This is a genomic window from Nocardia cyriacigeorgica NBRC 100375 (assembly GCF_000308555.1).
GTDB lineage: Bacteria > Actinomycetota > Actinomycetes > Mycobacteriales > Mycobacteriaceae > Nocardia > Nocardia cyriacigeorgica.
In genome coordinates this window covers 1-21210 of the sequence record NZ_BAFY01000169.1, presented here as the reverse complement: position 1 = coordinate 21210, position 21210 = coordinate 1, and the positions used below count along the sequence as shown (strand labels likewise).

Below are 21210 nucleotides of genomic sequence, written 5' to 3'. Positions count from 1 at the left end.
CCTGGAAATACATGATGGCCCTCTTCGACTCCAAGATCGAAGAGCACGCGGATCCGAAGGTCCAGATTCAGCAGGCTATCGAGGAAGCACAACGCCAGCATCAGGCCCTCTCGCAGCAGGCCGCGTCGGTCATCGGCAACCAGCGCCAGCTGGAGATGAAGCTGAACCGTCAGCTCGACGAGGTCGAGAAGCTCAACGCCAACGCCCGTCAGGCCGTCACGCTGGCCGATCAGGCGACCGCCGCGGGCGATACCGAGAAGGCGATCCAGTACACCAACGCGGCCGAGGCCTTCGCCGCGCAGCTGGTCACCGCCGAGCAGTCGGTGGAAGACCTGAAGGTGCTCCACGATCAGTCGTTGCAGGCCGCCGCACAGGCCAAGAAGGCCGTCGAGCAGAACGCCATGCTGCTGCAGCAGAAGGTCGCCGAGCGCACCAAGCTGCTCAGCCAGCTCGAGCAGGCCAAGATGCAGGAGCAGGTCAGCGCCTCGCTGCAGCAGATGGACTCCACCCTGTCGGCCCCCGGCTCCACCCCGAGCCTGGACGCGGTGCGCGAGAAGATCGAACGCCGCTACGCCACCGCGCTCGGCTCGGCCGAACTGGCGCAGAACTCGGTGCAGGGCCGCATGCTCGAGGTGCAGCAGGCCAGCATCCAGATGGCGGGCCACAGCAAGCTCGAGCAGATCCGCGCCTCGATGCGCGGGGATGCGCTGCCCTCCGGCGGCGCCGCACCGGCGATCAACCCGGCGCAGGCGCAGGCCGATCCGGCGCAGCCGCAACCGCAGATGAACAAGGGTCAGACCGCGCAGCAGTAGCGGCGAGGAACAACGATGGTGGCGAGTGTGCGGGCGTCCGGTAGACCGATCGGCGCCCGCACCCGCCCCGGATACCGGCCGCCCGGCGGGGCGGTCGTGGTGGTGTCGGCGGAAGGATTGACATGAGCCGCAACGGTTCCCGCGGCCGCGTCGACGGCATGAACATCTTCGGATCACCGGCCTTCGGAACGGGGCAGGCCAACCTGCCCGACACCTTGCGCGATGTGGGTGAGCACGCACTCGTGGCAGTGCGGCGCTGGGCCGATCCGCGCGAACGCGAACTACGCAAACGTCGCCGCGCCCGCAGACGCAGCATGCAACTGGGTACCGTCTCCGGTCTCACCACGGTGGGAACCGTTGGTCTGGTGATCATTTCGGCTCCCGCCTGGGCCGTGGTCATCGTCGGTGGCGGTGCGGTGGCCCTGGTGACGGGTACCGCGCTCAGCGCGCGGCGCTACCTGCGGCTGCGCGGAAAGCCGTTGCCGCAGGCGGCTTTCATCGCACGTAAGGCGCCGGGAGTGCGCTCGGCGGCGCGGGCTCCGATCGTCGCGTTGGTCCGAGCCGAGCGAGCCATGCACGATCTCGGTGCGCAGATCGCGCGGTCGCGGCGGCTTCCGGCCGACGAACTCGACGACCTGCTCGATACCGCACGCTCCGGCGCGGCCGCACTGCACGCGCTGGCCGCCGACATCGTGGCCATGGAACGCGCCGCGGCCACCGTCGGGCGCGCCAATCCGCAGGCGGGCTCCTCGCTCACCGCGAATGTGGCTGCGGCGGTTCGGCGGCTGGAATCCGGTGTCGCCGAATACGAACAGCTCGTCGCCGCCGCGGGCCGCGTACTCGCCGTGCCCGAGAGCACCGTCGTCGCCTACCAGTTCAACGGCATCGTCGCAGAACTCCAGCACGCCGCCGACCGCCTCGACGGCTGGGCGCAAGCCCTCACCGAGATCGCCGACAAGCAGGCACCCGCCCCACTGCCTCCGCACGGGCGCTGACAGTCCTCGCCCAGCGAAAAGCGGTAGGGCGCCGGGAGTCGCTGCCCGGCGCCCCACCGTCGCTGATCTGCTCATAGCGAGCGGGCGATGATTTCCTTCATGATCTCGTTGGTGCCCGCGTAGATCATCTGCACGCGGTTGTCGACCCACATGCGCGAGATCGGATATTCGGTCATGTAGCCGTAGCCGCCGTGCAACTGCAAGCATTCGCTGGCCACCGACATGGCACGCTCGGTGGTCCACCACTTGGCCATCGCGACCGTCGGGATGTCGAGCTCGCCCGCGATGTGCTTGGCGATGCAGTCGTCGGTGAACACGCGGGCGATCTTGGCTTCGGTGGCGACCTCGGCCAGCTTGAACTTGGTGTTCTGGAAACCGAACACCGAGCGGCCGAACGCCTCGCGCTCCTTGGTGTAGCGCAGGGTGTGCTCGAGCGCGACCTCCATGCCGGCCACCGAACCGACGGCGATGATCAGCCGTTCCTGCGGCAGCTGCTGCATCAACTGGATGAAACCCTGGCCCTCGGCGGTGCCGAGCAGGTTGCTCACCGGGATGCGCACGTCCTCGAAGAACAGCTCCGAGGTGTCCTGGCCCTTCTGACCGATCTTGTCCAGCACCCGCCCGCGCCGGAAACCGGGCCGATCGGCCTCGACCAGCACCAGGCTGATGCCGGAGGCACCCTGGCTGGTGTCGGTCTTGACCACCACGATGATCAGGTCGGCCTGCGCGCCGTTGGTGATGAAGGTCTTCGACCCGTTGACGATGTACTCGTCGCCGTCGCGGATCGCCTTGGTCTTGACGTTCTGCAGATCCGATCCGGTGCCGGGCTCGGTCATCGCGATCGCGCCGACGACCTCACCGCTGGCCATCTTCGGCAGCCACTGCTGCTTCTGCTCCTCGGTGCCGTAGGCCAGCAGGTAGTGCGCGACGATGCCGTTGTGCAGGCTCTGCCCCCACGCGGTGTCCACCACGCGGGCCTGCTCCTCGATCAGCACGGCTTCGTGGGCGAAGGTGCCGCCGCCACCGCCGTATTCCTCCGGGATGGACAGGCACAACAGTCCGAGCTCACCGGCCTTGTTCCACAGGTCACGGTCGACGTGGTGCTGCTCGATGTACTTGTCGACGTTGGGCGCGACTTCCTTCTCGAAGAAGGCCCGCGCGAGCTCGCGCAGCGCGTCGAGGTCCTCGTTCATCCAACACGACCGGTAGGTGGTCATCGGGTGTGTCCTCCCGTTGAGCGGCCCCGGGACGGTATTCGTTACCGGGAATAACGGGTACAGTGTGTCCCACACCGGCCGGTGTGACAAGCCCCACCGTCATCAAGACGGCCCCGACCTGCGATAGCGTGGCGCGACGTGGAACGACAGCGATGGACCGACACCGCCGAAACCCGCCGTTCGGGCACGGATTCCTCGGCGCGCGACGAACGGCGTGCCGCGATCGTCGACGCCGCCATCGCTGCGATCGCCGAACACGGCCCCGACGCGCTGACCGGGCAGATCGCCGACCGCGCCGGCCTCAACCGCACCCACTTCTATCGCCACTTCGCCAGCAAGGCGGAGCTGGACTGGGCAGTGGCCAAGCGCGCGCACCTGGAGATCACCGAGCGGATCCGCGCGGCGCTCGTGGTCGACGGCACCCCGCTCGACGCCATCCGCGCCCCGATCGTGGCGCATGTCGGCTGGGCCGGCGAACATCCGAACCTGTACCGGTTCCTGCTCGGGCGCAACTACTACCGGGGCAAGGACATGCCGCGCATCGGCGGCAGCGCGTTCGCCGCCGAGATCTCCGCGGCCGCGGTCCGCTACATCCCGCGATTCGACGCCGACCCCGTGGCCGCCGACCGGCTCGTCGTCGCGCTGCTCGGCCTCATCGACGCCACGGTGCAGTGGTGGCTGTCCTACCGCGACACCTCACGCGAGGAGCTGGTGGAGCTGCTCACCACTCAGGCCTGGCTGCTGATCGACCACCATCTGCGCACGGTGGGCGTGGTCCTGGACCCGAACTCGCCGCTGGAGCGGAGCTGAACGCTCAGCGCGTGATCTCCAAGGTCGAGTGCACGGGGGTAGCGGCGGTGGTCAGATCCAGCACCGGGCAGTGCGCCTCCACCGCCTGCTGGAGTTCGGCGTAACGCTCATCGGTTTCCGGACCGCGCACCCGCACTCGCACCCGGACCTGCTGGAAACCCGGGCGCACCGATTCGTCCAGTCCGAAGAAGCCGCGGACATCCAGATCACCCTCGGCGGTCAAGGACAGCTCGTCGACGGTGATGCCGAGCCGCTGGGCCCAGAATCGATAGGTCACCACCTGGCACGACAGCAGCGCGGCCAGATACACCTCCACCGGATTGGCCGCCGCATCGTCTCCGCCGAGAGTCGGCGGCTCATCGACCACCAGAGTGTGCGAACGCGCCGTGATCGAGCTCGCGACCCGGCCCCGCGGAACGGCCGACGCGCGGAACACCACCTGCGCGTTGCCCGAATCCGCTGTCACCGCGGCGGCGGTGGCAGCGGCGATGTCGTTGAGGGCGGTGCCCGTGGGCGCCGGGGAAGTAGTCATGCCCGCGACGGTAAGGGTGTGCCGGACGTCGGGCCAGGGTTGGGCTCGCGATGATTCCGACGGGTGATCCGCGGCTAGGGGTGAACCCTGAACTTCACCCCGATATCGGCTCTCACCTGGTGATTTATCGTCCGGCCGGTGTCATGCTCGACAGGACGACGAATTGCTGGGAGGCACGAAATGCTGTGGAAGATCATCGGCGTGGTCGCCGTTGTCTGGATCGCACTGGCCGTCATCGGTGCGTTGATCAAGGGCCTGTTTCCGATCCTGGTGATCAGCGCCGTGGTGTTCGGCCTCTACCTGCTGTACAAGGCGGTGTCGGGTTCGGACAACAACACCGTGAGCAAACTCTGACCCATCGCACGCCGAACGGGCCGTGTGTCTTCCCGATGCGGATGACACACGGCCCGTTGTCGTTCGGCAACCGTGTTTGAATGGCGGGTATGGAGCAGCTACCGGAGGACTGGCAGCGCGGCTTGGTGATCGTCGCGCATCCCGACGACATCGAATACGGCGCCGCCGCCGCTGTCGCGCGATGGACCGGTCAGGGCAAGGACATTCGCTACGTCCTGGCCACCTCGGGCGAGGCCGGGATCGCCGGGATGCCGCCGGCGGATGCCGGGCCGCTGCGCGAAGGCGAGGAGATCGCCTCGGCCGCCGTGGTGGGTGTCAGCGAGGTCGAGTTCCTCGGCTACCCCGATGGACGGGTCGAGGAGAGCCTGGCTCTGCGGCGCGATCTGGCCGCCGCGATCCGGCGGCACCGCCCGGAGATGGTGGTGCTGTTCAACTTCGGCGATGTGTGGGCGCCCGGTTACGTCAACAGCGCCGATCACCGCGCCGTCGGACGGGCGGCGCTGGACGCGGTCTCGGATGCGGGCAACGAATGGATTTTCCGTGAACTGGCCGAGCTCGAACCGTGGACGCCGCGGTGGGCGGCAGTGGTCGGGCCGAAGGTCACCCACGCGGTCGACGTCACCGACACCATCGGCAAGGCCGAAGCCTCACTGGCCGAGCACCGCCGCTACCTGGAGGCGTTGAGCGATGAACCCGTCGCCGATCAGGTGCGGGCCGTTCTCGACATGACCACCGGACGTATCGACGGATTCCCCGCCGAGCGTGCCGTGGGGTTCGAGCTGTTCCACTTCCGCGGCTGAGCACCGTGCGCCGTCGGCGCCGATGAGCGGTGTGGCAGGCTGGGCGGATGCGAGTAGCCGTCGTCGCAGGCCCGGACCCGGGCCACGCGTTCCCCGCTATCGCGCTGTGCCTGCGCTTCGCCGCCGCCGGTGACGAGCCGGTGCTGTTCACCGGGCCGCGCTGGTTCGATGCCGCCCGCGCGGCCGGCATCGGGGTGCGCAGACTCAAGGGGCTGGCGCCGCGCGAGATCGATGACGACCGCGACGCCGGGCAGCGCATCCACGAACGCGCCGCGCACATTTCGACCGAGATCCTGCCCGAGCTGGGCGCGATGCTGCCGGAACTGGTGGTCTCCGATGTGCTGACCGCGGGCGGCGGCATGGCGGCCGAACGGCTCGGCGTGCCATGGGTGGAACTGTCACCGCATCCGCTGTACCTGCCCTCGAAGGCGTTGCCGCCCATCGGTAGTGGGCTCGCTCCCGGCATGGGGTTGCGCGGCCGGCTGCGTGACGGGTTGCTGCGCGCCATGACTGCCCGCGCCATCGAACAAGGGCGGCGCCAGCGTGCGCGCGCACGGGAAAGTGTCGGGCTGCCGGGGCAGGATCCGGGACCGATCGCCCGGTTGATCGCGACCCTGCCCGCGCTGGAGGTGCCTCGACCCGATTGGCCGGAGACCGCGCACCTGATCGGGCCGCTGCTGTGGGAGCCGACCGACGCCGTCCTGGAACCTCCGCCGGGTGACGGTCCGCTGGTCATGGTGGCGCCGTCCACCGCGCACACCGGTGTGGCCGGGATGGTCGAGACCGTGCTGGCCGGGCTGGACGGCACGGGGGTGCGGGTGGCGGTGTCGATGCTGGACGAGCCACCCGCCGACCTGCCGCCCTGGGCTACCGCCGGGCTCGGCCGCCAGGACGTCCTGCTGCGACAGGCCTCGGTCGTCATCGGTGGTGGCGGGCACGGACTGCTCGCGAAATCGCTGACGGCCGGTGTGCCGGTGGTGACCGTGCCCGGCGGCGGCGACCAATGGGAGCTCGCCAATCGTGCGGCACGCCAGGGAAGTTCGCTGCTGGTTCGCCCCCTCACCGCCGACGCCGTGCGCGAGGCGGTGCTGCGAATACTCGCCGAACCCGGTTTCGCCGCAGCCGCGGCCGAGGCCGCCACGGGCTCGTCGGTGGTGGCCGATCCGGTCGAGCTCTGCCACACGGTGTTCGCCACCGCCCGCTGACGCGGCGGCTCGACGCGGGTATCTTCGACACAGTGCGATTGACCGAATTCCAGGAGCTGTTGCACACCGAGTTCGGTGTGGCCCGCGGTGACACCCTCCTCACCGACCACGTCATCCCCTCCCTCGGCGGCCGCACCGGCGCCGCCGCCATCGAAGCCGGCGTAGACCCCCGCGACGTCTGGCGCGCCCTCTGCGCCGAATTCGACGTCCCCCGCTCCCGCTGGTGAGCACCGCACCCCCCGGCTGGGATGCGCCGCTGCCGCCGGCCGTCGCGGCTCTCCTCGGCGAATCACCGAGCTGGTCGGATGAGCACGAGGGAATGAGCGGCGGTGTCGTCTTCGCCGGCGGGTATTGGGTCAAACGGGGCCCGGAGGCCATTGCGGAGTACGAACGGTTGCGTTGGCTGGCCGGGCGCGGCGTTGCTGTACCCGAGGTGGCGGCGTTCGACCAGGACGTGCTGGTGCTGGCGGATTTGGGGGTGCCGAGTCTGGCGCGGGGGAGCGGGCAAGTCGGCGCTGTGCTGGGGGAGGTGCTGCGGGGGTTGCACGGGGAGCCGGTCGCCGGATGCCCGTTCGATGGGCGGCTCGAGGTGATGCTGCCGAAGGCTCGCAGGCGGGTGCTCGAGGGGTTGGTGGATGCGGACGATTTCGACGACGACAACCCGTTGACGCCCGAGCAGGTGCTTCGGCGGTTGGTCGACGAGCAGCCGGCGGACGAGGATCTGGTTGTCGCGCATGGTGATTTCACTCCGGCGAACGTGCTCGAGGGCGGCATCCTGATCGACGTCGGTGCGCTCGGGGTGGCCGACCGCTACCGTGATCTCGCGCTGGCCGCGCGGGATCTGCGCGAGGACTTCGGCGCCGGCGAGGTCAGGGAGTTCTTCGCCGCCTACGGGCTCGGTGAACCGGATCAGCGCAAGCTCGACTACTACCGCCTGCTCGACGAACTGTTCTGAGCCGGGCCGCTTTCGGGGTGTTCAGCTCTTCTTGGCGTAGTGGCGTGCGGCCTTGGTGCGGTTGCCGCAGGTGGCCATGGAGTGCCAGCGGCGGGTGCCGTTCTTGGAGGTGTCGTAGAAGAACAGCACGCAGTCGGGGTGGGCGCACTGGCGGACGCGGTCGGGGGCCGTGGCCAGCAGGCTCAGCAGGTTGTCGGCGGCCAGCCACGCCGGCAACCATGCCGGATCGGTGACGTCGGGGGTGTCCACGGGTCCGTCGCCGGTGAGTGAGCGGCGGATGCGGCCGTGGTCGAGGACGTCGTTGAGCGCGTCTCGGCGGCCGTGGCGGACGGCGTCGTAGATGGCGGTGCGGGCGGTCAGGAGAGCTTCCAGCGTCGCGGTGCCGGCGTCGCAGCGGTCGGCCAAGCCGTTGGTCTCCAGCCAGATCCGCAGGCCGGCGACATCGACGAGCAGGTCCTGCGGTCCGTCGCCGCTTATCCACCGGGTGTTCAACAGATCCAGGGCCAGCGGTTCACCGAGGTGAGGGCGTGGATCGAGCATGCCTGAGGGTAACGGCTCACGGTGATCGGACGTGACAACCACCTCCTTATAACCACTTAACTTCTCCTAGGCGGTTGACAGGAGTGCGCACCTGTCTCTAGGTTCTAACCAGTCAAACGCATTATGACAGTTTGACCATTCCCGAGGAGGAACAATGACCACACCGCAGCTCGCCACCGGCCACATCGGGCTCAACGTCTCCGATCTGACCCGATCGATCGACTTCTACCGTCGCGCGCTCGGCTTCCAGCAACTCGCTGCCAGCGCCGACGACAGCCGGAAGTGGGCCTTCCTCGGCACCGGCGGCACCATGGTGCTGACGCTGTGGCAGCAGAGCGAGGGCACCTTCGCCACCTCCAGCCCCGGGCTGCACCATCTCTCGTTCCAGGTCGACACCATCGAGCAGGTCCGCACCATCGAGGCGACACTGCGGGAGCTGGCGGTGGACTTCGCCTACGACGGGGTGGTGGCCCATGGCGAAGGCGTCGGGTCGGGCGGCATCTTCTTCACCGACCCGGACGGTATCCGCCTCGAGGTCTACGCGCCCAGCGGCGCGGAGGCCGAGCCCGCACCGAGCGGGGCCGCACCCACCTGCGGCTTCTTCTGACCCGCGGCCATCGACTGTTCGGACCGAGGCAGATACTCGTGAATACGCCATTCCACGCCGGAGAGCGCATGGTGCAACAGCGGATGGGTCAGGCCGACATCGCCGGCCGGGTCGGCCGGATGATCCGCCGCGACATCCCGGCGGTCGCCGCGAACTTCCTGGCCGAGCAGTCGATGGTGGTGCTCGGCGCCGCCGACGCCGAAGGCCGGATGTGGGCTAGCCAGCTGTCCGGGCCGCCCGGGTTCCTGCGCGCGGCCGGGCCGGACGCGGTGCTGGTCGACGCGCGGCCCGCGCCCGGCGACCCGCTGCACGAGGCGAGCGCGCGGGAGACCGGGGTCGGCTTGATCGCGCTGCAACCCCAGCGACGCAGGCGTATGCGCGTCAACGGCACCGCGACACCCGAGCGCGCGGGCCTGCGCATCGTCACCGACCAGGTGTATTCGAACTGCCCGAAATACATCTCGCGCAGAGAAATTCGCTCCTTCGACCCACACGCGCGGACCGAGCCGCGCCGCAGTGTCGCATTGGATGAGCGACAACGCGCCGCCCTCACCGGCGCCGATACGTTCTTCCTCGCCACCGCCGACACCGACGGCCATGCCGACGCCTCCCATCGCGGCGGCAATCCCGGATTCCTGGAGGTGCTCGCACCCGACCGGCTGCGCTGGCCCGACTATCGCGGCAACTCGATGTTCATGACCCTGGGCAATATCGCGGTGAACCCCCGCTGCGGCATCCTCGTCCCGGACTGGACCACCGGCGGCAGTCTCCAGCTCACCGGCACCGCGGAATTGATATGGGAGGAAACGGCATTCGCCGCCGGTGCCCAGTGCTCGATCGAATTCACCGTCACCGCGGTCGTCGACACCTCGGCGGCGGGTCCGCTGCGCTGGGGTCCTGCCGAACTCTCACCCGTCAATCCCTGATCCGGCTCCATGAAAGGAATAGTCCATGCGACCCCCACTGCCCCCGTTCGATCGCAGCACCGCCGAGGCGAAGGTTCGCGCCGCCGAGGACGCCTGGAATACCCGCGACCCCGAGCGCGTCGCGGCCGCCTACACGCCGGACTCTGTCTGGCGCAACCGGGACGAACACTTCGCCGGCCGTGCGGCCATCGTCGACTTCCTGACCCGCAAGTGGGCGACCGAGAACGGGTACGCGCTGCGCAAAGAACTGTGGGCCTTCGACGGGAATCGGATCGCCGTGCGGTTCCAGTACGAATGGCATGACGAACAGCGCCGGTGGTGGCGCAGCTACGGCAACGAGCAGTGGGAATTCGCCCCGGACGGGCTGATGGCGCGCCGTGAGGCGAGCATCAACGATGTCCGCATCGACGCGTCGGAGCGGCGCATCTTCGGGCCGCGCCGGGCCGGGGACCGGACACCGCTGCCACAGTGGTAGCCGCCGTCGGGCGCGTCGCTTGACTCGAACACCTGTTCGGCTAATCTTGTCGCCAGAACTTGTCGGTGCCGCCCTCTAATGTGGGCGCCAACCACAGAACGAGACTCACCCGTCGAAAAGGGGATCAGGACATGGCACCACAGGCGTACGACCGCGACAAGGCGCTCGAGCTCGCCCTGGCTCAGGTGGAGAAGAGCTTCGGCAAGGGCGCGGTGATGCGGCTCGGCGAGGAGGCCCGCCAGCCCGTGTCGGTGATCCCGACCGGCTCGATCGCGCTGGATGTGGCCTTGGGCATCGGCGGTCTGCCGCGCGGGCGCGTGGTGGAGATCTACGGCCCGGAATCCTCGGGTAAGACCACCGTCGCCCTGCATGCGGTGGCCAACGCCCAGGCCGCGGGTGGCGTCGCGGCGTTCATCGACGCCGAGCACGCGCTCGACCCGGACTACGCCCGCAAGCTCGGGGTCGATACCGATGCGCTGCTGGTCTCCCAGCCCGACACCGGTGAGCAGGCCCTGGAGATCGCCGACATGCTGGTGCGCTCCGGCGCCATCGACATCATCGTCATCGACTCCGTGGCCGCCCTGGTGCCGCGCGCCGAGATCGAGGGCGAAATGGGCGACAGCCATGTCGGCCTGCAGGCCCGGCTGATGAGCCAGGCGCTGCGCAAGATGACCAGCGCACTCAACAACTCCGGCACCACCGCCATCTTCATCAACCAGCTGCGCGAGAAGATCGGCGTCATGTTCGGCTCGCCGGAGACCACCACCGGTGGTAAGGCGCTGAAGTTCTACGCGTCGGTGCGCCTGGACGTGCGCCGTATCGAGACCCTCAAGGACGGCAGCGACGCGGTCGGCAACCGCACCCGGGTCAAGGTCGTCAAGAACAAGGTCTCGCCGCCGTTCAAGCAGGCCGAGTTCGACATCCTCTACGGCCACGGCATCTCCAAGGAGGGCTCGCTCATCGACATGGGCGTCGAACAGGGCTTCATCCGCAAGTCCGGCTCCTGGTACACCTACGAAGGTGATCAGCTGGGCCAGGGCAAGGAGAACGCCCGCAAGTTCCTGCTGGACAACACCGACGTCCGCGACGAGATCGAGAAGAAGATCAAGGAGAAGCTGGGCATCGGCGCCGACGTGACGGCGAGCGAAGAGGTCCCCGCCGATTTCTGACCCGAGGCCGGCCCGGCGCCCCGCATCCGATGCGGGTGGCGTGCCCACTGATCCCGTCGCAGCGATGCGGCAGCAGTTGGCGCGCCTCGGCGTCGAGGTCCCCGAATCCACCGGCTCGCGGCCCGAAGGCCGGCAGCCGGCACCGGTTCGCCCGTCCGATGGTGGTTCGGCCGAGGCGAACGCACGAGGAACTCGGTCGGACGCGTCCGATCCGCAGCGGACACGTTCGACCGAGTTCCCCGGGACCCGTGGTGGTCGCAATCGGCGATCGAGCGATGAACGCTACCTTTCCGACACCGGGGAAGATGGCTTTCGTGCGGCCGGCCGCCGACGCAGGCGTGGCACAGAACACTTGCGGTTCGCACCAGATGACGACGACGTGCCGATGGCTCAGGACGGACCGTCGGATCAGCCTGGCGCGGGTGCCGACCATGGTGGACCGGGCGATCGCGGCCATCGACACCCGGCGAACGGTGAAAGGCCCTGGGCACCACCCGCCGGCAACTCGCAGGAACTCTCCGCGCCGAAGCGGAAACGATCCGCCAGGGGCACCCGTGCCGGGTCGAGCGTCGACAGCGGATCCGGGCCGACGGGTGCAGAACCGGGCGGCACCGTCGAGCAGGCGAAGGACGCATGCCTGCGGTTGCTCGCCGTCTGTGCTCGCAGCCGCGCCGAACTCGCGCAACGCCTGGCCGCCAAGGGATACCCGGCCGCGGTGAGCGAGCAGGCCCTCGACCGGCTCGCCGAGGTCGGGCTCATCGACGACGCCGCGTTCGCCCAGCAGTGGGTGCAGTCCCGGCACACCTATTCCGGGAAGGGGCGCCAAGCCCTCGCCCAGGAACTGCGCCGCAAGGGCGTCTCCCAGGACGACGCAGCACCCGCACTCGCCGCCGTCACCACCGACGACGAACACGAGCGCGCCACCGAACTCGTCCGTCGCAAACTGCGCACCATGCCCGCGAACCTCGACCGCGACAAAGCGATCCGCCGTCTCGTCGGCATGCTCGCCCGCCGCGGCTACAACTCCGCCACCGCCTACGCCGTCGTCAAAGCCGAACTCGCCGCGGGCGGTTCGGATGTCGACCCGGAAGCGCCGCACGAGTAGCACCTGGTTCATGCCCACGGCCCGCACGTCGAGCCGGACGCACCTGGATTTCCTGCTGGTGGCCTACCCGAAAACGCGAACGGCGCGCAGATCGTGAACCAGTGATCTGCGCGCCGAAACACGCCGCGACTACGGTGCCTTGGTGATATCCACGCCGGGCGCCCCATCGGTGACGACGGAATCGGCGGCTACCACCGCGCCGCCACCCTTGCGGCGGCCGGCGCGCAGACGCCGCTCCAGCCAGGTCGCGACCTGCGACAGTGTCATGTTCAGCACGATCATGATGATCGCGACCACGATCAGCGCCGGGATGGTGTTGGAATCGGCGGCGCCCAGTTGCAAACCGTTGCGGACCACCTCTTCGTAGGTGATGACGTAACCCAGTGCGGAGTCCTTCAACGCCACGACCATCTGCGAGATCAGCGCGGGCAGCATGGCGGTGATGGCCTGCGGCAGCAGGATCAACCGCATCAACTGGCCCTTACGCATACCCAGCGCCGCGGCGGCTTCGGTCTGCCCCTTGGGCAGCGAGCGGATGCCCGCTCGCACGATCTCGGCGATGACCGAACCGTTGTAGATGGTCAGCGCCGTGACCACCGCGCCGAGCGCCAGATACTCCGACTCGAAGACGTTGTACTCGGAGTAGAGCGCGAACAGGAAGATCATCAGGATCAGCACCGGAATCGCGCGGGCGATCTCGACGATCGCACCGGCCACCCACCGCACCGGGCGGTGATCGGAGAGCCGGGCGATGCCGAAGATCATGCCGAGCACCATCGCGAACACGATCGACAGCACCGCGGCCACGATCGTGCCGCGCAGACCGGGCAGCAGATACGTCGTCCAGACGTCGGCTTCCAGGAACGGCTTCCACTTCTCGGCGTCGAACTGGCCCTGACTGTCGAAGCCGCGGTAGACGAACCAGCCCGCCGCGATCACCACGGCGAGCACGATCAACGAATAGATGACGTTGCGCACCCGCGCCACGGGACCGGGCGCATCGAACAGAACCGACGGTTCCCGGCTCATCGGGCCACCTCGAATCGTTTGGCGATGTAACCGAACAGCAGACCCGTCGGCAGCGTCAGGACCACGAAGCCGAGGGCGAAGATCGCGCCGATCGACAGCAGTGCCGCCTCGGTGTCGAGCATCTTCGCCATCAGGAACGAGGCCTCGGCCACGCCGATGGCGGAGGCAACGGTCGAGTTCTTGGTCAACGCGATCAGCACGCTGCCCAGCGGGGCGATCACCGAGCGGAACGCCTGCGGCAACACGATCAGCCGCAGGTTCTGCAAGAAGCCCAGGCCCAGCGAACGCCCGGCCTCGGACTGGCCGAGCGGCACAGTGTTGATGCCCGCGCGCAGCGACTCGCAGACGAACGCCGCGGTGTAGACGCTCAGGCCGACGACCGCCCACCGGAAGTTGTTCTCGGCCAGCGAGTTCGGTCCGTCGGCGGCCAGTTTGACGCGCAGCGTCGAATACAGGCCAAGCGAGCAGAACACCAGGATCAGCGTCAGCGGTGTGTTGCGGAAGACGGTGACGTAGACGGTGCCGACCCAGCGCGCCACCGGGACCGGCGAGACCCGCATGGCGGCCACGATGGTGCCGAGCACCAGCGCGCCGATCGCGGACAGCACGGTCAGCTTGATGGTGACCCAGAACGCGTCGAGCAGTTGGGAATCGTACTCAGAGATCAAATCGAACACGGTGGGTGCGCGCCTCCGATCATGAGGTGAGGGCAGGGTCGGCGATCGGATGACCGCGCGGTGGGCGCATCATCGGCGCCCACCGCGGTCGATCATCGGATCAGTACCGGTCCACCTGCGGAGCCGGCGGAGTCGGGTAGTTCGCGGCGCGCCCGACCGAATCCTGGAAGGCCTTGTCCCAGGCGCCCTCGGTGATCATCGCCTCGATGGCGTCGTTGATCTTGTCGCGGCTCTCCTGATCGCCCTTCTTGAGCCCGATGCCGTAATTCTCGGTGGTGAACGGCTTGCCGACCAGCTTGTAGCGGCCCGGCGTCTGCGCGGCGTAACCGGCGAGGATGATGTCGTCGGTGGTCATCGCGTCGACCGCGCCGCTGTTGAGACCCTCGAGGCACAACGAGTAGGTGTCATAGGTCTGCAGCTGGGTGTCGGGGAAGTTCTTCTCGATGTTCTGCGCCGGGGTGGAGCCCTTGACCGAGCAGACCGTCTTACCCGCGATGGTCTCCGGGCCGGTGATGTCGGTGTTGTCGGCGTTCACCAGCAGACTCTGGCCCGCGACGTAGTACGGCCCGGCGAAATCGACCTTCTCCTTGCGCTGGTCGGTGATGGAGTAGGTGGCGACGATGAAGTCCACCTGGCCGTTCTCGATCAGCGTTTCGCGCTGCGCCGACGGAGCTTCCTTGAAGGTGATGCCGTCGGGCTGCACGCCGAGCTTGGCCGCGACGAAGCGGGCCACCTCGACATCGAAGCCGCTGTAGGTGCCGTCGGTGTTGCGCTGGCCCAGACCCGGCTGGTCGAACTTGATGCCGATGGTCAGCTTGCCTTCCTTGGCGTGGTCGAGAGCGGTCTTGTCGTCTCCGCTACCGCAGCCCGCGGTGGTGGCGGCGGCCAGGGCCAGGGCGATGGCCCCGACTCCGAGACGGAGCGCACGGTTGATCCTCATCGATTTCCTTCTTCCCTCATTCTGGTTTTCGATGGCCGTGGTCGGTGGGCGGTGCAGCGTTCAGTGGCTGAGGATCTTGCCGAGGAAGTCCTTGGCCCGGTCGGACTTCGGTGTGGTGAAGAACGTTTCCGGCGTCGCGTCTTCGACCACTTGACCGTCGGCCATGAACAGCACTCGGTGGCCCGCCTTGCGGGCGAAGCCCATCTCGTGGGTGACCACCAGCATGGTCATGCCCTCTTTGGCGAGCGAGACCATGACGTCGAGGACCTCGTTGACCATCTCGGGGTCGAGCGCGGAGGTCGGCTCGTCGAACAGCATCACCTTGGGGCTCATCGCCAGTGCGCGCGCGATGGCCACGCGCTGCTGCTGGCCGCCGGAGAGCTGGGCCGGGTACTTGTCGGCCTGGTTGGCGATGCCGACGCGTTCGAGCAGTGCCATCGCCTTGGTGCGAGCCTCGTCCTTCTTCAGCTTGCGCACCTTGATCGGCGCCAGCATGACGTTTTCCAGGATCGTCTTGTGCGCGAACAGGTTGAACGACTGGAAGACCATGCCCACGTCGGCGCGCAGCGCGGCCAGCCCGCGCCCCTCGGCGGGCAGCGGGATTCCGTCGACGCTGATGTCGCCGGTATCGATCGGCTCGAGCCGATTGATGGTGCGGCACAGCGTCGATTTGCCGGACCCCGAAGGCCCGAGCACGATCACGACCTGCCCTTTGGGCACCTCGAGGTTGATATCACGCAACACGTGCAGAGCACCGAAGTGCTTGTTGACGTTGCGCATCGAGATCATCGGTGGCGCGGTGGCGTCCCCGCTGTCGGCGGCCCCGGTCGTTCCGGGCGCGTCGGTGGCGTCGGTCATGGTCCATGACCTTAAGCGGAAATCCGGGATTTGCCCGGCTTTCCGTGACACACCGAGTCGCCACGCCGAATCGACATGTCGCCGTAACCTGGCGGTCAGCCGGTGCGGTCACCGCGCGAACCCCGGCCCGCAGGTCTCGGCGCGGTCCGGCGCGCACCCGGTGACCTGCGGCACGATGGCCGGGCGGGGATGGATGCGGCGGCAACCGGCCGCGACCGAGCCCGTACCCTGGACGGGTGGATTCGATCGGACAGGCAGTAGCGCATCCCGCCCCGGTCCCGGCGCGGACGGACGCACGCAGTTACGAGGTCCGCACCTTCGGCTGCCAGATGAACGTGCACGATTCCGAGCGCTTGTCCGGTCTGCTCGAAGATGCGGGTTATGTGCGGGCGGCCGCCGGCGAGACGGCCGACCTGGTGGTGTTCAACACCTGCGCGGTGCGCGAGAACGCCGACAACAAGCTCTACGGCACCCTTGGCCATCTCGCGCCGATCAAGGCCGGGCGCCCTGGCATGCAGATCGCGGTCGGCGGCTGCCTCGCGCAGAAGGACCGCGACACCGTTGTACGCAAGGCGCCCTGGGTGGATGTGGTGTTCGGCACACACAACATCGGGTCGCTGCCGGTGCTGCTGGAACGCGCCAGGCACAACGACGAGGCGCAGGTGGAGATCCTGGAGTCGCTCGAGGCGTTCCCGTCGACGCTGCCGGCCAAGCGGGAATCGGCCTATGCGGGCTGGGTGTCGATCTCGGTCGGCTGCAACAACACCTGCACCTTCTGCATCGTGCCGTCGCTGCGCGGCAAAGAGGTCGACCGCCGTCCCGGTGACGTGCTCGCCGAAGTGCAGGCGCTGGTCGATCAGGGTGTGCTCGAGGTGACGCTGCTCGGCCAGAACGTCAACTCCTACGGCGCCTCGTTCGCCGACCCGGAGCAGCCGCGCGATCGCGGCGCGTTCGCCAAACTGCTGCGCGCCTGCGGCGGCATCGAGGGCCTGGAGCGGGTGCGGTTCACCTCCCCGCATCCGGCCGAGTTCACCGACGACGTCATCGAGGCGATGGCGCAGACCCCGAACGTCTGCCCGCAACTGCACATGCCGCTGCAATCGGGTTCGGACCGGATACTCAAGGCGATGCGCCGGTCCTACCGGCAGGCTCGCTTCCTCGGCATCATCGAGAAGGTGCGCGCCGCGATGCCGCATGCCGCCATCACCACCGACATCATCGTCGGCTTCCCCGGCGAGACCGAGGAAGATTTCGAGCAGACCCTCGAGGTGGTCCGGCAGGCACGGTTCACCAGCGCGTTCACCTTCCAGTACTCCAAGCGGCCCGGTACCCCGGCCGCCGACATGCCCGATCAGCTGCCCAAGCAGGTCGTGCAGGAGCGCTACGACCGGCTGATCGCACTGCAGGAAGAGATCTCCCTCGATGCCAACCGCGCGCTGATCGGTACCGAAGTGGAGTTGCTGGTCGCCGAGGGCGCGGGCAAGAAGAACGCGGCCACCGCGCGGATGAGCGGACGGGCACGTGACGGACGGCTGGTGCATTTCCGGCCCGAATCCGCCGAGCCCATCCGGCCCGGCGACATCGTCACCGTCGACATCACCGGCGCCGCCCCGCACCATCTGATCGCCGACGCGCCGCTGCGCACCCACCGCCGCACTCGCGCCGGCGACGCGCACGAACGCGGCACCACCCCCAAGACCGAACCCATCGGCGTCGGCCTCGGCCTGCCGCGCATCGGCGCCCCCGCGCCCGAACCGGTCGCGGCCGCAGGCTGCGCCACCGGATGCGGGACATGAGCGAGGCCCCTCGCGATCCCGACGACGCGGACCGCTCCCACAAGGCCGGGAACGGCCCGGACAACCCCGGGGATGGTGCCGCCGATCAGACCCCCGAACCCGATGACGCAGCCGAAGGAAACGAGGATCCCGTGAGCTCGGTCGAGCAGACTGACGAATTCGAACAGTTCCGCGACGATCTCGACGCCGTCGAGCGCCGCATCGCCGGCGAGATCGATCCGGGGGTGCGCGCCATGGTGGTCGCCGTCGCGGTGTTCGCCCTGCTGGTGTCGCTGGTGCTCTCGCATGCGGGCGCGGCGCGCGGGTTCGATGTGTTGCTCGGCTCCGATGTCGCCTCGACCGAGCACATCGGGCTGCCCTCGCGGATCTTCGTCTGGTTCGTCGTGGTGTTCGGTATCGGCTTCTCGCTGCTTGCACTGATGACCCGTCGCTGGGTGCTGGCCTGGATCGCGGTCGCCGGTTCGGCGATCGCCAGCGCGTTCGGCGTGTTCTCGATCTGGCACCGGCAGACTCCCGGCCTCAACAACTACATCGGCGCAGGCCCCGGTATCGGCCTGGTGATCGGCACCATCGCCGCGGTCGTGCTGACCTTCCACTGGGTGCGCGTGGTGTGGAGCCGGACGGCGGTGCAACTGGCTGCGGAGGAGCAGCGCCGGATCGCCGCCGCCGCCGAGGAGGAGCGGGAGCGCCGCCGGTTGCAGGGCGAGGACTCCTGAGCGCTGCGTGCCCGACTGCTGAGAAGCGCAGCGTGCCGAGGCCACCCGTTACTCCGGCCTGATACTCGGCACCGAGCGACTGATCAGCGTCGCCAAGCCGGCCGACGCTGCGTACTGGATACGGTCGGCAAGCCTTCAACGAGAAGGCGCACCCGGCTCTGGGGCGGGTGCGCCCTGTCGGATTTCTCGACGGTCAGCGGTTGCTGACCGCACCCTCGGCCGCTTCGGCCCATTCGCGCCACTGTTTGGCCTGCTCGAGCGCCTTTTCCGCGTCACGGGTCTTCCCGGCGGCCGTGGCCTTGGCGGCCTGCTCTTCGAACTGCGCCACGCGTTCGCGGAACTGCGCGGCCCGCGCCATGGCCTCGGGGTCGGTGCGCCGCCACTGCGCGTCGGCGGCCTCGCGCACCCGCTTCTCGATGGCGCGCAGCTTGCCTTCCAGCTCCTGCATCCGCTCACGCGGCACCTTGCCGATGGCGTCCCACTTGTCCTGCAGTTCGCGCAGCGCGGCGCGCGCGTTGTCGAGCCCGTGTGCGGGATCGATGTGGGCGTAGGCGGCCAGCAGCTCCTCCTTGGCGGCGGCGTTCTGCTCGAATTCCGCATCGCGTTCGGAGGCGGCGGCGTTGCGCGCGGCGAAGAACACGTCCTGGGCGCTCTTGAACCGACGCCACAACGCTTCGTCGGCCTCGCGTGGCGCGCGGCCCGCGGCCTTCCATTCGGCCAGCAGATCCCGGAACACGGCGGCGGTGCCTGCCCAATCGGTGGACCCGGACAGTTCCTCGGCCCGGGCGCAGAGCTCTTCCTTGCGGGTCTTGGCGGCGGCGCGTTCGCGGTCGAGTTCGGCGAAGTGGGCGCCGCGACGGCGGTTGAACGCCTCCCGAGCCTTCGAGTACCGCTTCCAGAGCGCGTCGTCGACCTTGCGATCGACCCCGCGGATGGATTTCCACTCCTCGAGGATCTCGCGCAGCCGATCACCCGCCGCCTTCCACTGGGTGGATTCGGCGGCGATGCGCTCGGCCTCGGCGGCGAGCGCCTCCTTGCGCTCGGTGTGCTCGTGCTTGGCGCGCTCCTTTTCCTCCTTGGCATGCGCGGCCGCTTCCTCGGAGTGCTCGGCGATGGCCTGCAACCGGCGCGCCAGCCCGTCGATATCGCCGATGACGGCAGCCGTCGGCAACGATTCGGCGATCGCCAGCGCCGCGGCCTTCGTCTTGCGGGCATCGGCGCCCGCGGCCAGCCGGGCTTCCAGCAGCGCGACCTCGGTGGCCAGATCATCGAAGCGGCGGCCGAAGTGGGCGAGGCCCTCGGCGGCATCGCCCGCCTGCCAGGACCCGACGACGCGTTCGCCGTCGGCGGTCTTGACCCAGGCGGTGCCGTCGTCGTCGACGCGGCCCCATTCGCTGGGATCGGTCACCGTGGGGACGATGACGGGATGCGGGTGCTCGTGCGAGGCGCCGGGCGCCGGTTTGACCGCGTGTGGTTTGGTGTGGGGAGAGCCGCCGGGTTTCGGCATTCCGGATGGTCGCGGGGTGGTGCCGGGGCCGGGTTTCGCGGTTCCGTTGCTGTCGGTCATTGCTCCTCGTCCCTGCCGCGCGTCACGGCTGCCTGGTTACGCCCTAGCTCATCCCATTGAACCCGGTCCGAGCCCTGGAAACCACATCGATCGAGCATGCACCGCGGTGTGGCGCCACGGACCCCGACCCGCGATGACCTGGGTTGGAGTACTTCGAACACTAGCAATTGTGGCCCGGTTTCCGGCAGAGACACTCGAACCCATGGTGGCGCACCGGGACTGGCAGGGCGCTGGGCCGTCGTCGCGGGCGGCTACCGTTGACGGCGTGTTCTGTCTTGCGGCCCTGGTTCCCTCGCCGCCGATCCTGGTTCCCGAGCTCTGTGGTGGTCTCGGTGCGGGCGCGGCGGTCGACGAGGTGCGTGCGGCGGCGCTGAATGTCGCGGCCGAGCTGGCGGCGGTGGCCCCGTACTGGACAGTGGTGGGTGTGGGTGCCGGTGACCGGGTGGCCGGGCCGGAAACGGTCGGCACATTCCGCGGTTTCGGCGTCGATCTGGCGGTCGGCCTCGGCGGCACCGAAGCGGCGGGCGATGGCGACGCCGACCCGGATCTGCCGTTGCCGGTGCTCATCGCCGCCTGGTTGCGGGAACAGGCCGCACCACACGCACTCGCGCAGGCCTGGATCGTCGACGCAGGCACTCCCGCGGGGGAGTGCGCGGAATTGGGTGCGAAATTGCGCGCGGAACTGGACGCCGACCCGCGGCCGCAGGGTGTGCTGGTGGTCGCCGACGGAGCCAGCACGCTGTCGACCTCGGCGCCCGGGTACTTCGATCCGCGCGCCGCGGACCGGCAGGCCGCGCTGGACAACGCGCTGAGCGCCGGCGATCGTGACCGGCTGCTCGCCCTGGATCCGCTCGAATGCGCCGAGGTCGGCATGCGCGGCAGGGCCGCCTTTCAGGTGCTGGCCGGACTGTTCGGTGCCGACCCGGCTGCGCCCATCGTGGATACCCGCTACCAGGACGCCCCCTTCGGCGTCGGCTACCAGGTGAGCATGTGGCGCCAGGGCAACGGAGCAGAACAGCGGTGACGGCATCGCCAACCCCGATCGCCGTGGTCGGCCCGACCGCCACCGGCAAATCCGATCTCGCGCTCGACCTGGCCGAACGCCTCCACGGCGAAATCGTCAAT

Annotated in this window: 24 protein-coding genes and 1 pseudogene; 17 read left to right on the top strand and 8 right to left on the bottom strand. The window is 68.8% G+C overall.

Features of this window, described 5'->3' with window-relative positions:
* Both RJ05_RS16145 and pspM read left to right on the top strand, forming a co-directional pair.
* Positions 1-812, top strand: an 812-nt coding sequence (locus RJ05_RS16145; protein WP_036538134.1) for a PspA/IM30 family protein, incomplete at its 5' end; no start/stop codon positions are given.
* Positions 813-934: 122 nt separating this feature from the next.
* Positions 935-1807 (top strand): phage shock envelope stress response protein PspM, encoded by an 873-nt coding sequence (pspM, locus tag RJ05_RS16140; protein WP_051016625.1) that lies wholly within the window; start codon positions 935-937, stop codon positions 1805-1807.
* Positions 1808-1878: 71 nt separating this feature from the next.
* Here pspM and RJ05_RS16135 read toward each other — a convergent pair whose 3' ends face one another.
* A complete protein-coding gene (locus tag RJ05_RS16135; RefSeq protein WP_036538124.1) occupies positions 1879-3024 on the bottom strand; it encodes an acyl-CoA dehydrogenase family protein in 1146 nt (381 codons plus the stop codon).
* A 138-nt stretch (positions 3025-3162) separates the two neighbouring features.
* On the opposite strand from RJ05_RS16135, the gene RJ05_RS16130 reads away from it, so the two are divergent.
* On the top strand, positions 3163-3834 hold the full coding sequence (locus tag RJ05_RS16130) for a TetR/AcrR family transcriptional regulator (protein ID WP_036538121.1): 672 nt from the start codon (positions 3163-3165) through the stop codon (positions 3832-3834).
* Positions 3835-3838: 4 nt separating this feature from the next.
* Here the strand turns inward: RJ05_RS16130 and RJ05_RS16125 are convergent, their stop codons facing one another.
* Positions 3839-4366 carry an OsmC family protein gene (locus RJ05_RS16125; RefSeq protein WP_036538119.1) on the bottom strand — a complete coding sequence of 176 codons (528 nt, stop codon included), beginning with the start codon at positions 4364-4366 and terminating at the stop codon, positions 3839-3841.
* Between the two features lie 180 nt (positions 4367-4546).
* Between RJ05_RS16125 and RJ05_RS31630 the strand changes: the two genes are divergently transcribed.
* The 5 genes from RJ05_RS31630 to RJ05_RS16100 all read left to right on the top strand — a co-directional run bounded on the left by RJ05_RS31630 (position 4547) and on the right by RJ05_RS16100 (position 7680).
* Positions 4547-4720, top strand: a complete 174-nt coding sequence (locus tag RJ05_RS31630) for a hypothetical protein (RefSeq protein ID WP_036538118.1) — start codon at positions 4547-4549, stop codon at positions 4718-4720.
* Positions 4721-4809: 89 nt separating this feature from the next.
* Positions 4810-5520, top strand: coding sequence for a PIG-L deacetylase family protein (locus RJ05_RS16115; protein WP_036538116.1), 711 nt, complete (start codon positions 4810-4812; stop codon positions 5518-5520).
* Positions 5521-5567: 47 nt separating this feature from the next.
* Entirely contained in the window at positions 5568-6725 is a 1158-nt protein-coding gene (locus RJ05_RS16110) for a glycosyltransferase (RefSeq protein ID WP_036538115.1), read from the top strand.
* A 32-nt stretch (positions 6726-6757) separates the two neighbouring features.
* On the top strand, positions 6758-6952 hold the full coding sequence (locus tag RJ05_RS16105) for a DUF3046 domain-containing protein (protein ID WP_036538114.1): 195 nt from the start codon (positions 6758-6760) through the stop codon (positions 6950-6952).
* The gene (locus RJ05_RS16100; protein WP_036538113.1) at positions 6949-7680 is read left to right on the top strand and encodes an aminoglycoside 3'-phosphotransferase; all 732 of its coding nucleotides are present in this window, start codon (positions 6949-6951) and stop codon (positions 7678-7680) included. Before RJ05_RS16105 ends, RJ05_RS16100 begins: the two co-directional genes overlap by 4 nt.
* Positions 7681-7701: 21 nt before the next feature.
* On the opposite strand, the gene RJ05_RS16095 is transcribed toward RJ05_RS16100, so the two are convergent.
* Positions 7702-8220 carry a CGNR zinc finger domain-containing protein gene (locus RJ05_RS16095; protein ID WP_036538111.1) on the bottom strand — a complete coding sequence of 173 codons (519 nt, stop codon included), beginning with the start codon at positions 8218-8220 and terminating at the stop codon, positions 7702-7704.
* A gap of 154 nt (positions 8221-8374) precedes the next feature.
* On the opposite strand from RJ05_RS16095, the gene RJ05_RS16090 reads away from it, so the two are divergent.
* From RJ05_RS16090 to recX, 5 genes are all read left to right on the top strand, one after another.
* Positions 8375-8827, top strand: a complete 453-nt coding sequence (locus tag RJ05_RS16090; RefSeq protein ID WP_036538108.1) for a VOC family protein — start codon at positions 8375-8377, stop codon at positions 8825-8827.
* Between the two features lie 68 nt (positions 8828-8895).
* Positions 8896-9753 (top strand): pyridoxamine 5'-phosphate oxidase family protein, encoded by an 858-nt coding sequence (locus RJ05_RS16085; protein ID WP_036538132.1) that lies wholly within the window; start codon positions 8896-8898, stop codon positions 9751-9753.
* A gap of 25 nt (positions 9754-9778) precedes the next feature.
* Positions 9779-10228, top strand: coding sequence for a nuclear transport factor 2 family protein (locus RJ05_RS16080; protein WP_036538106.1), 450 nt, complete (start codon positions 9779-9781; stop codon positions 10226-10228).
* A gap of 131 nt (positions 10229-10359) precedes the next feature.
* Positions 10360-11397: a recombinase RecA gene (recA, locus tag RJ05_RS16075; RefSeq protein ID WP_036538104.1), complete on the top strand. Its 1038-nt coding sequence runs from the start codon at positions 10360-10362 to the stop codon at positions 11395-11397.
* 385 nt (positions 11398-11782) lie between these two features.
* Positions 11783-12502, top strand: a complete 720-nt coding sequence (gene recX / locus RJ05_RS16070) for a recombination regulator RecX (protein WP_081597355.1) — start codon at positions 11783-11785, stop codon at positions 12500-12502.
* 129 nt (positions 12503-12631) lie between these two features.
* On the opposite strand, the gene RJ05_RS16065 is transcribed toward recX, so the two are convergent.
* From RJ05_RS16065 to RJ05_RS16050, 4 genes are all read right to left on the bottom strand, one after another.
* A complete protein-coding gene (locus RJ05_RS16065; RefSeq protein WP_036538102.1) occupies positions 12632-13531 on the bottom strand; it encodes an amino acid ABC transporter permease in 900 nt (299 codons plus the stop codon).
* Positions 13528-14208 (bottom strand): amino acid ABC transporter permease, encoded by a 681-nt coding sequence (locus tag RJ05_RS16060; RefSeq protein WP_014351936.1) that lies wholly within the window; start codon positions 14206-14208, stop codon positions 13528-13530. The genes RJ05_RS16065 and RJ05_RS16060 overlap by 4 nt, the downstream gene beginning before the upstream one ends.
* A 100-nt stretch (positions 14209-14308) precedes the next feature.
* Positions 14309-15148 (bottom strand): glutamate ABC transporter substrate-binding protein, encoded by an 840-nt coding sequence (locus RJ05_RS16055; protein ID WP_036538100.1) that lies wholly within the window; start codon positions 15146-15148, stop codon positions 14309-14311.
* Between the two features lie 60 nt (positions 15149-15208).
* On the bottom strand, positions 15209-15937 hold the full coding sequence (locus RJ05_RS16050; protein ID WP_081597354.1) for an amino acid ABC transporter ATP-binding protein: 729 nt from the start codon (positions 15935-15937) through the stop codon (positions 15209-15211).
* 305 nt (positions 15938-16242) lie between these two features.
* Here RJ05_RS16050 and miaB point away from each other — a divergent pair, with 305 nt between their 5' ends.
* Positions 16243-17802 carry a tRNA (N6-isopentenyl adenosine(37)-C2)-methylthiotransferase MiaB gene (gene miaB / locus RJ05_RS16045; RefSeq protein WP_036538097.1) on the top strand — a complete coding sequence of 520 codons (1560 nt, stop codon included), beginning with the start codon at positions 16243-16245 and terminating at the stop codon, positions 17800-17802.
* Positions 17790-18518 carry an Rv2732c family membrane protein gene (locus RJ05_RS16040; RefSeq protein ID WP_249040432.1) on the top strand — a complete coding sequence of 243 codons (729 nt, stop codon included), beginning with the start codon at positions 17790-17792 and terminating at the stop codon, positions 18516-18518. The genes miaB and RJ05_RS16040 overlap by 13 nt, the downstream gene beginning before the upstream one ends.
* Positions 18519-18711: 193 nt before the next feature.
* On the opposite strand, the gene RJ05_RS16035 is transcribed toward RJ05_RS16040, so the two are convergent.
* On the bottom strand, positions 18712-20085 hold the full coding sequence (locus tag RJ05_RS16035) for a DUF349 domain-containing protein (protein ID WP_036538096.1): 1374 nt from the start codon (positions 20083-20085) through the stop codon (positions 18712-18714).
* A gap of 265 nt (positions 20086-20350) precedes the next feature.
* On the opposite strand from RJ05_RS16035, the gene RJ05_RS16030 reads away from it, so the two are divergent.
* Positions 20351-21109: a class III extradiol ring-cleavage dioxygenase family protein gene (locus RJ05_RS16030; protein ID WP_036538094.1), complete on the top strand. Its 759-nt coding sequence runs from the start codon at positions 20351-20353 to the stop codon at positions 21107-21109.
* Positions 21106-21210 (top strand): annotated as a pseudogene (locus tag RJ05_RS30925) (tRNA (adenosine(37)-N6)-dimethylallyltransferase MiaA); the annotation flags it as partial. The gene RJ05_RS16030 and the pseudogene RJ05_RS30925, both read left to right, overlap by 4 nt.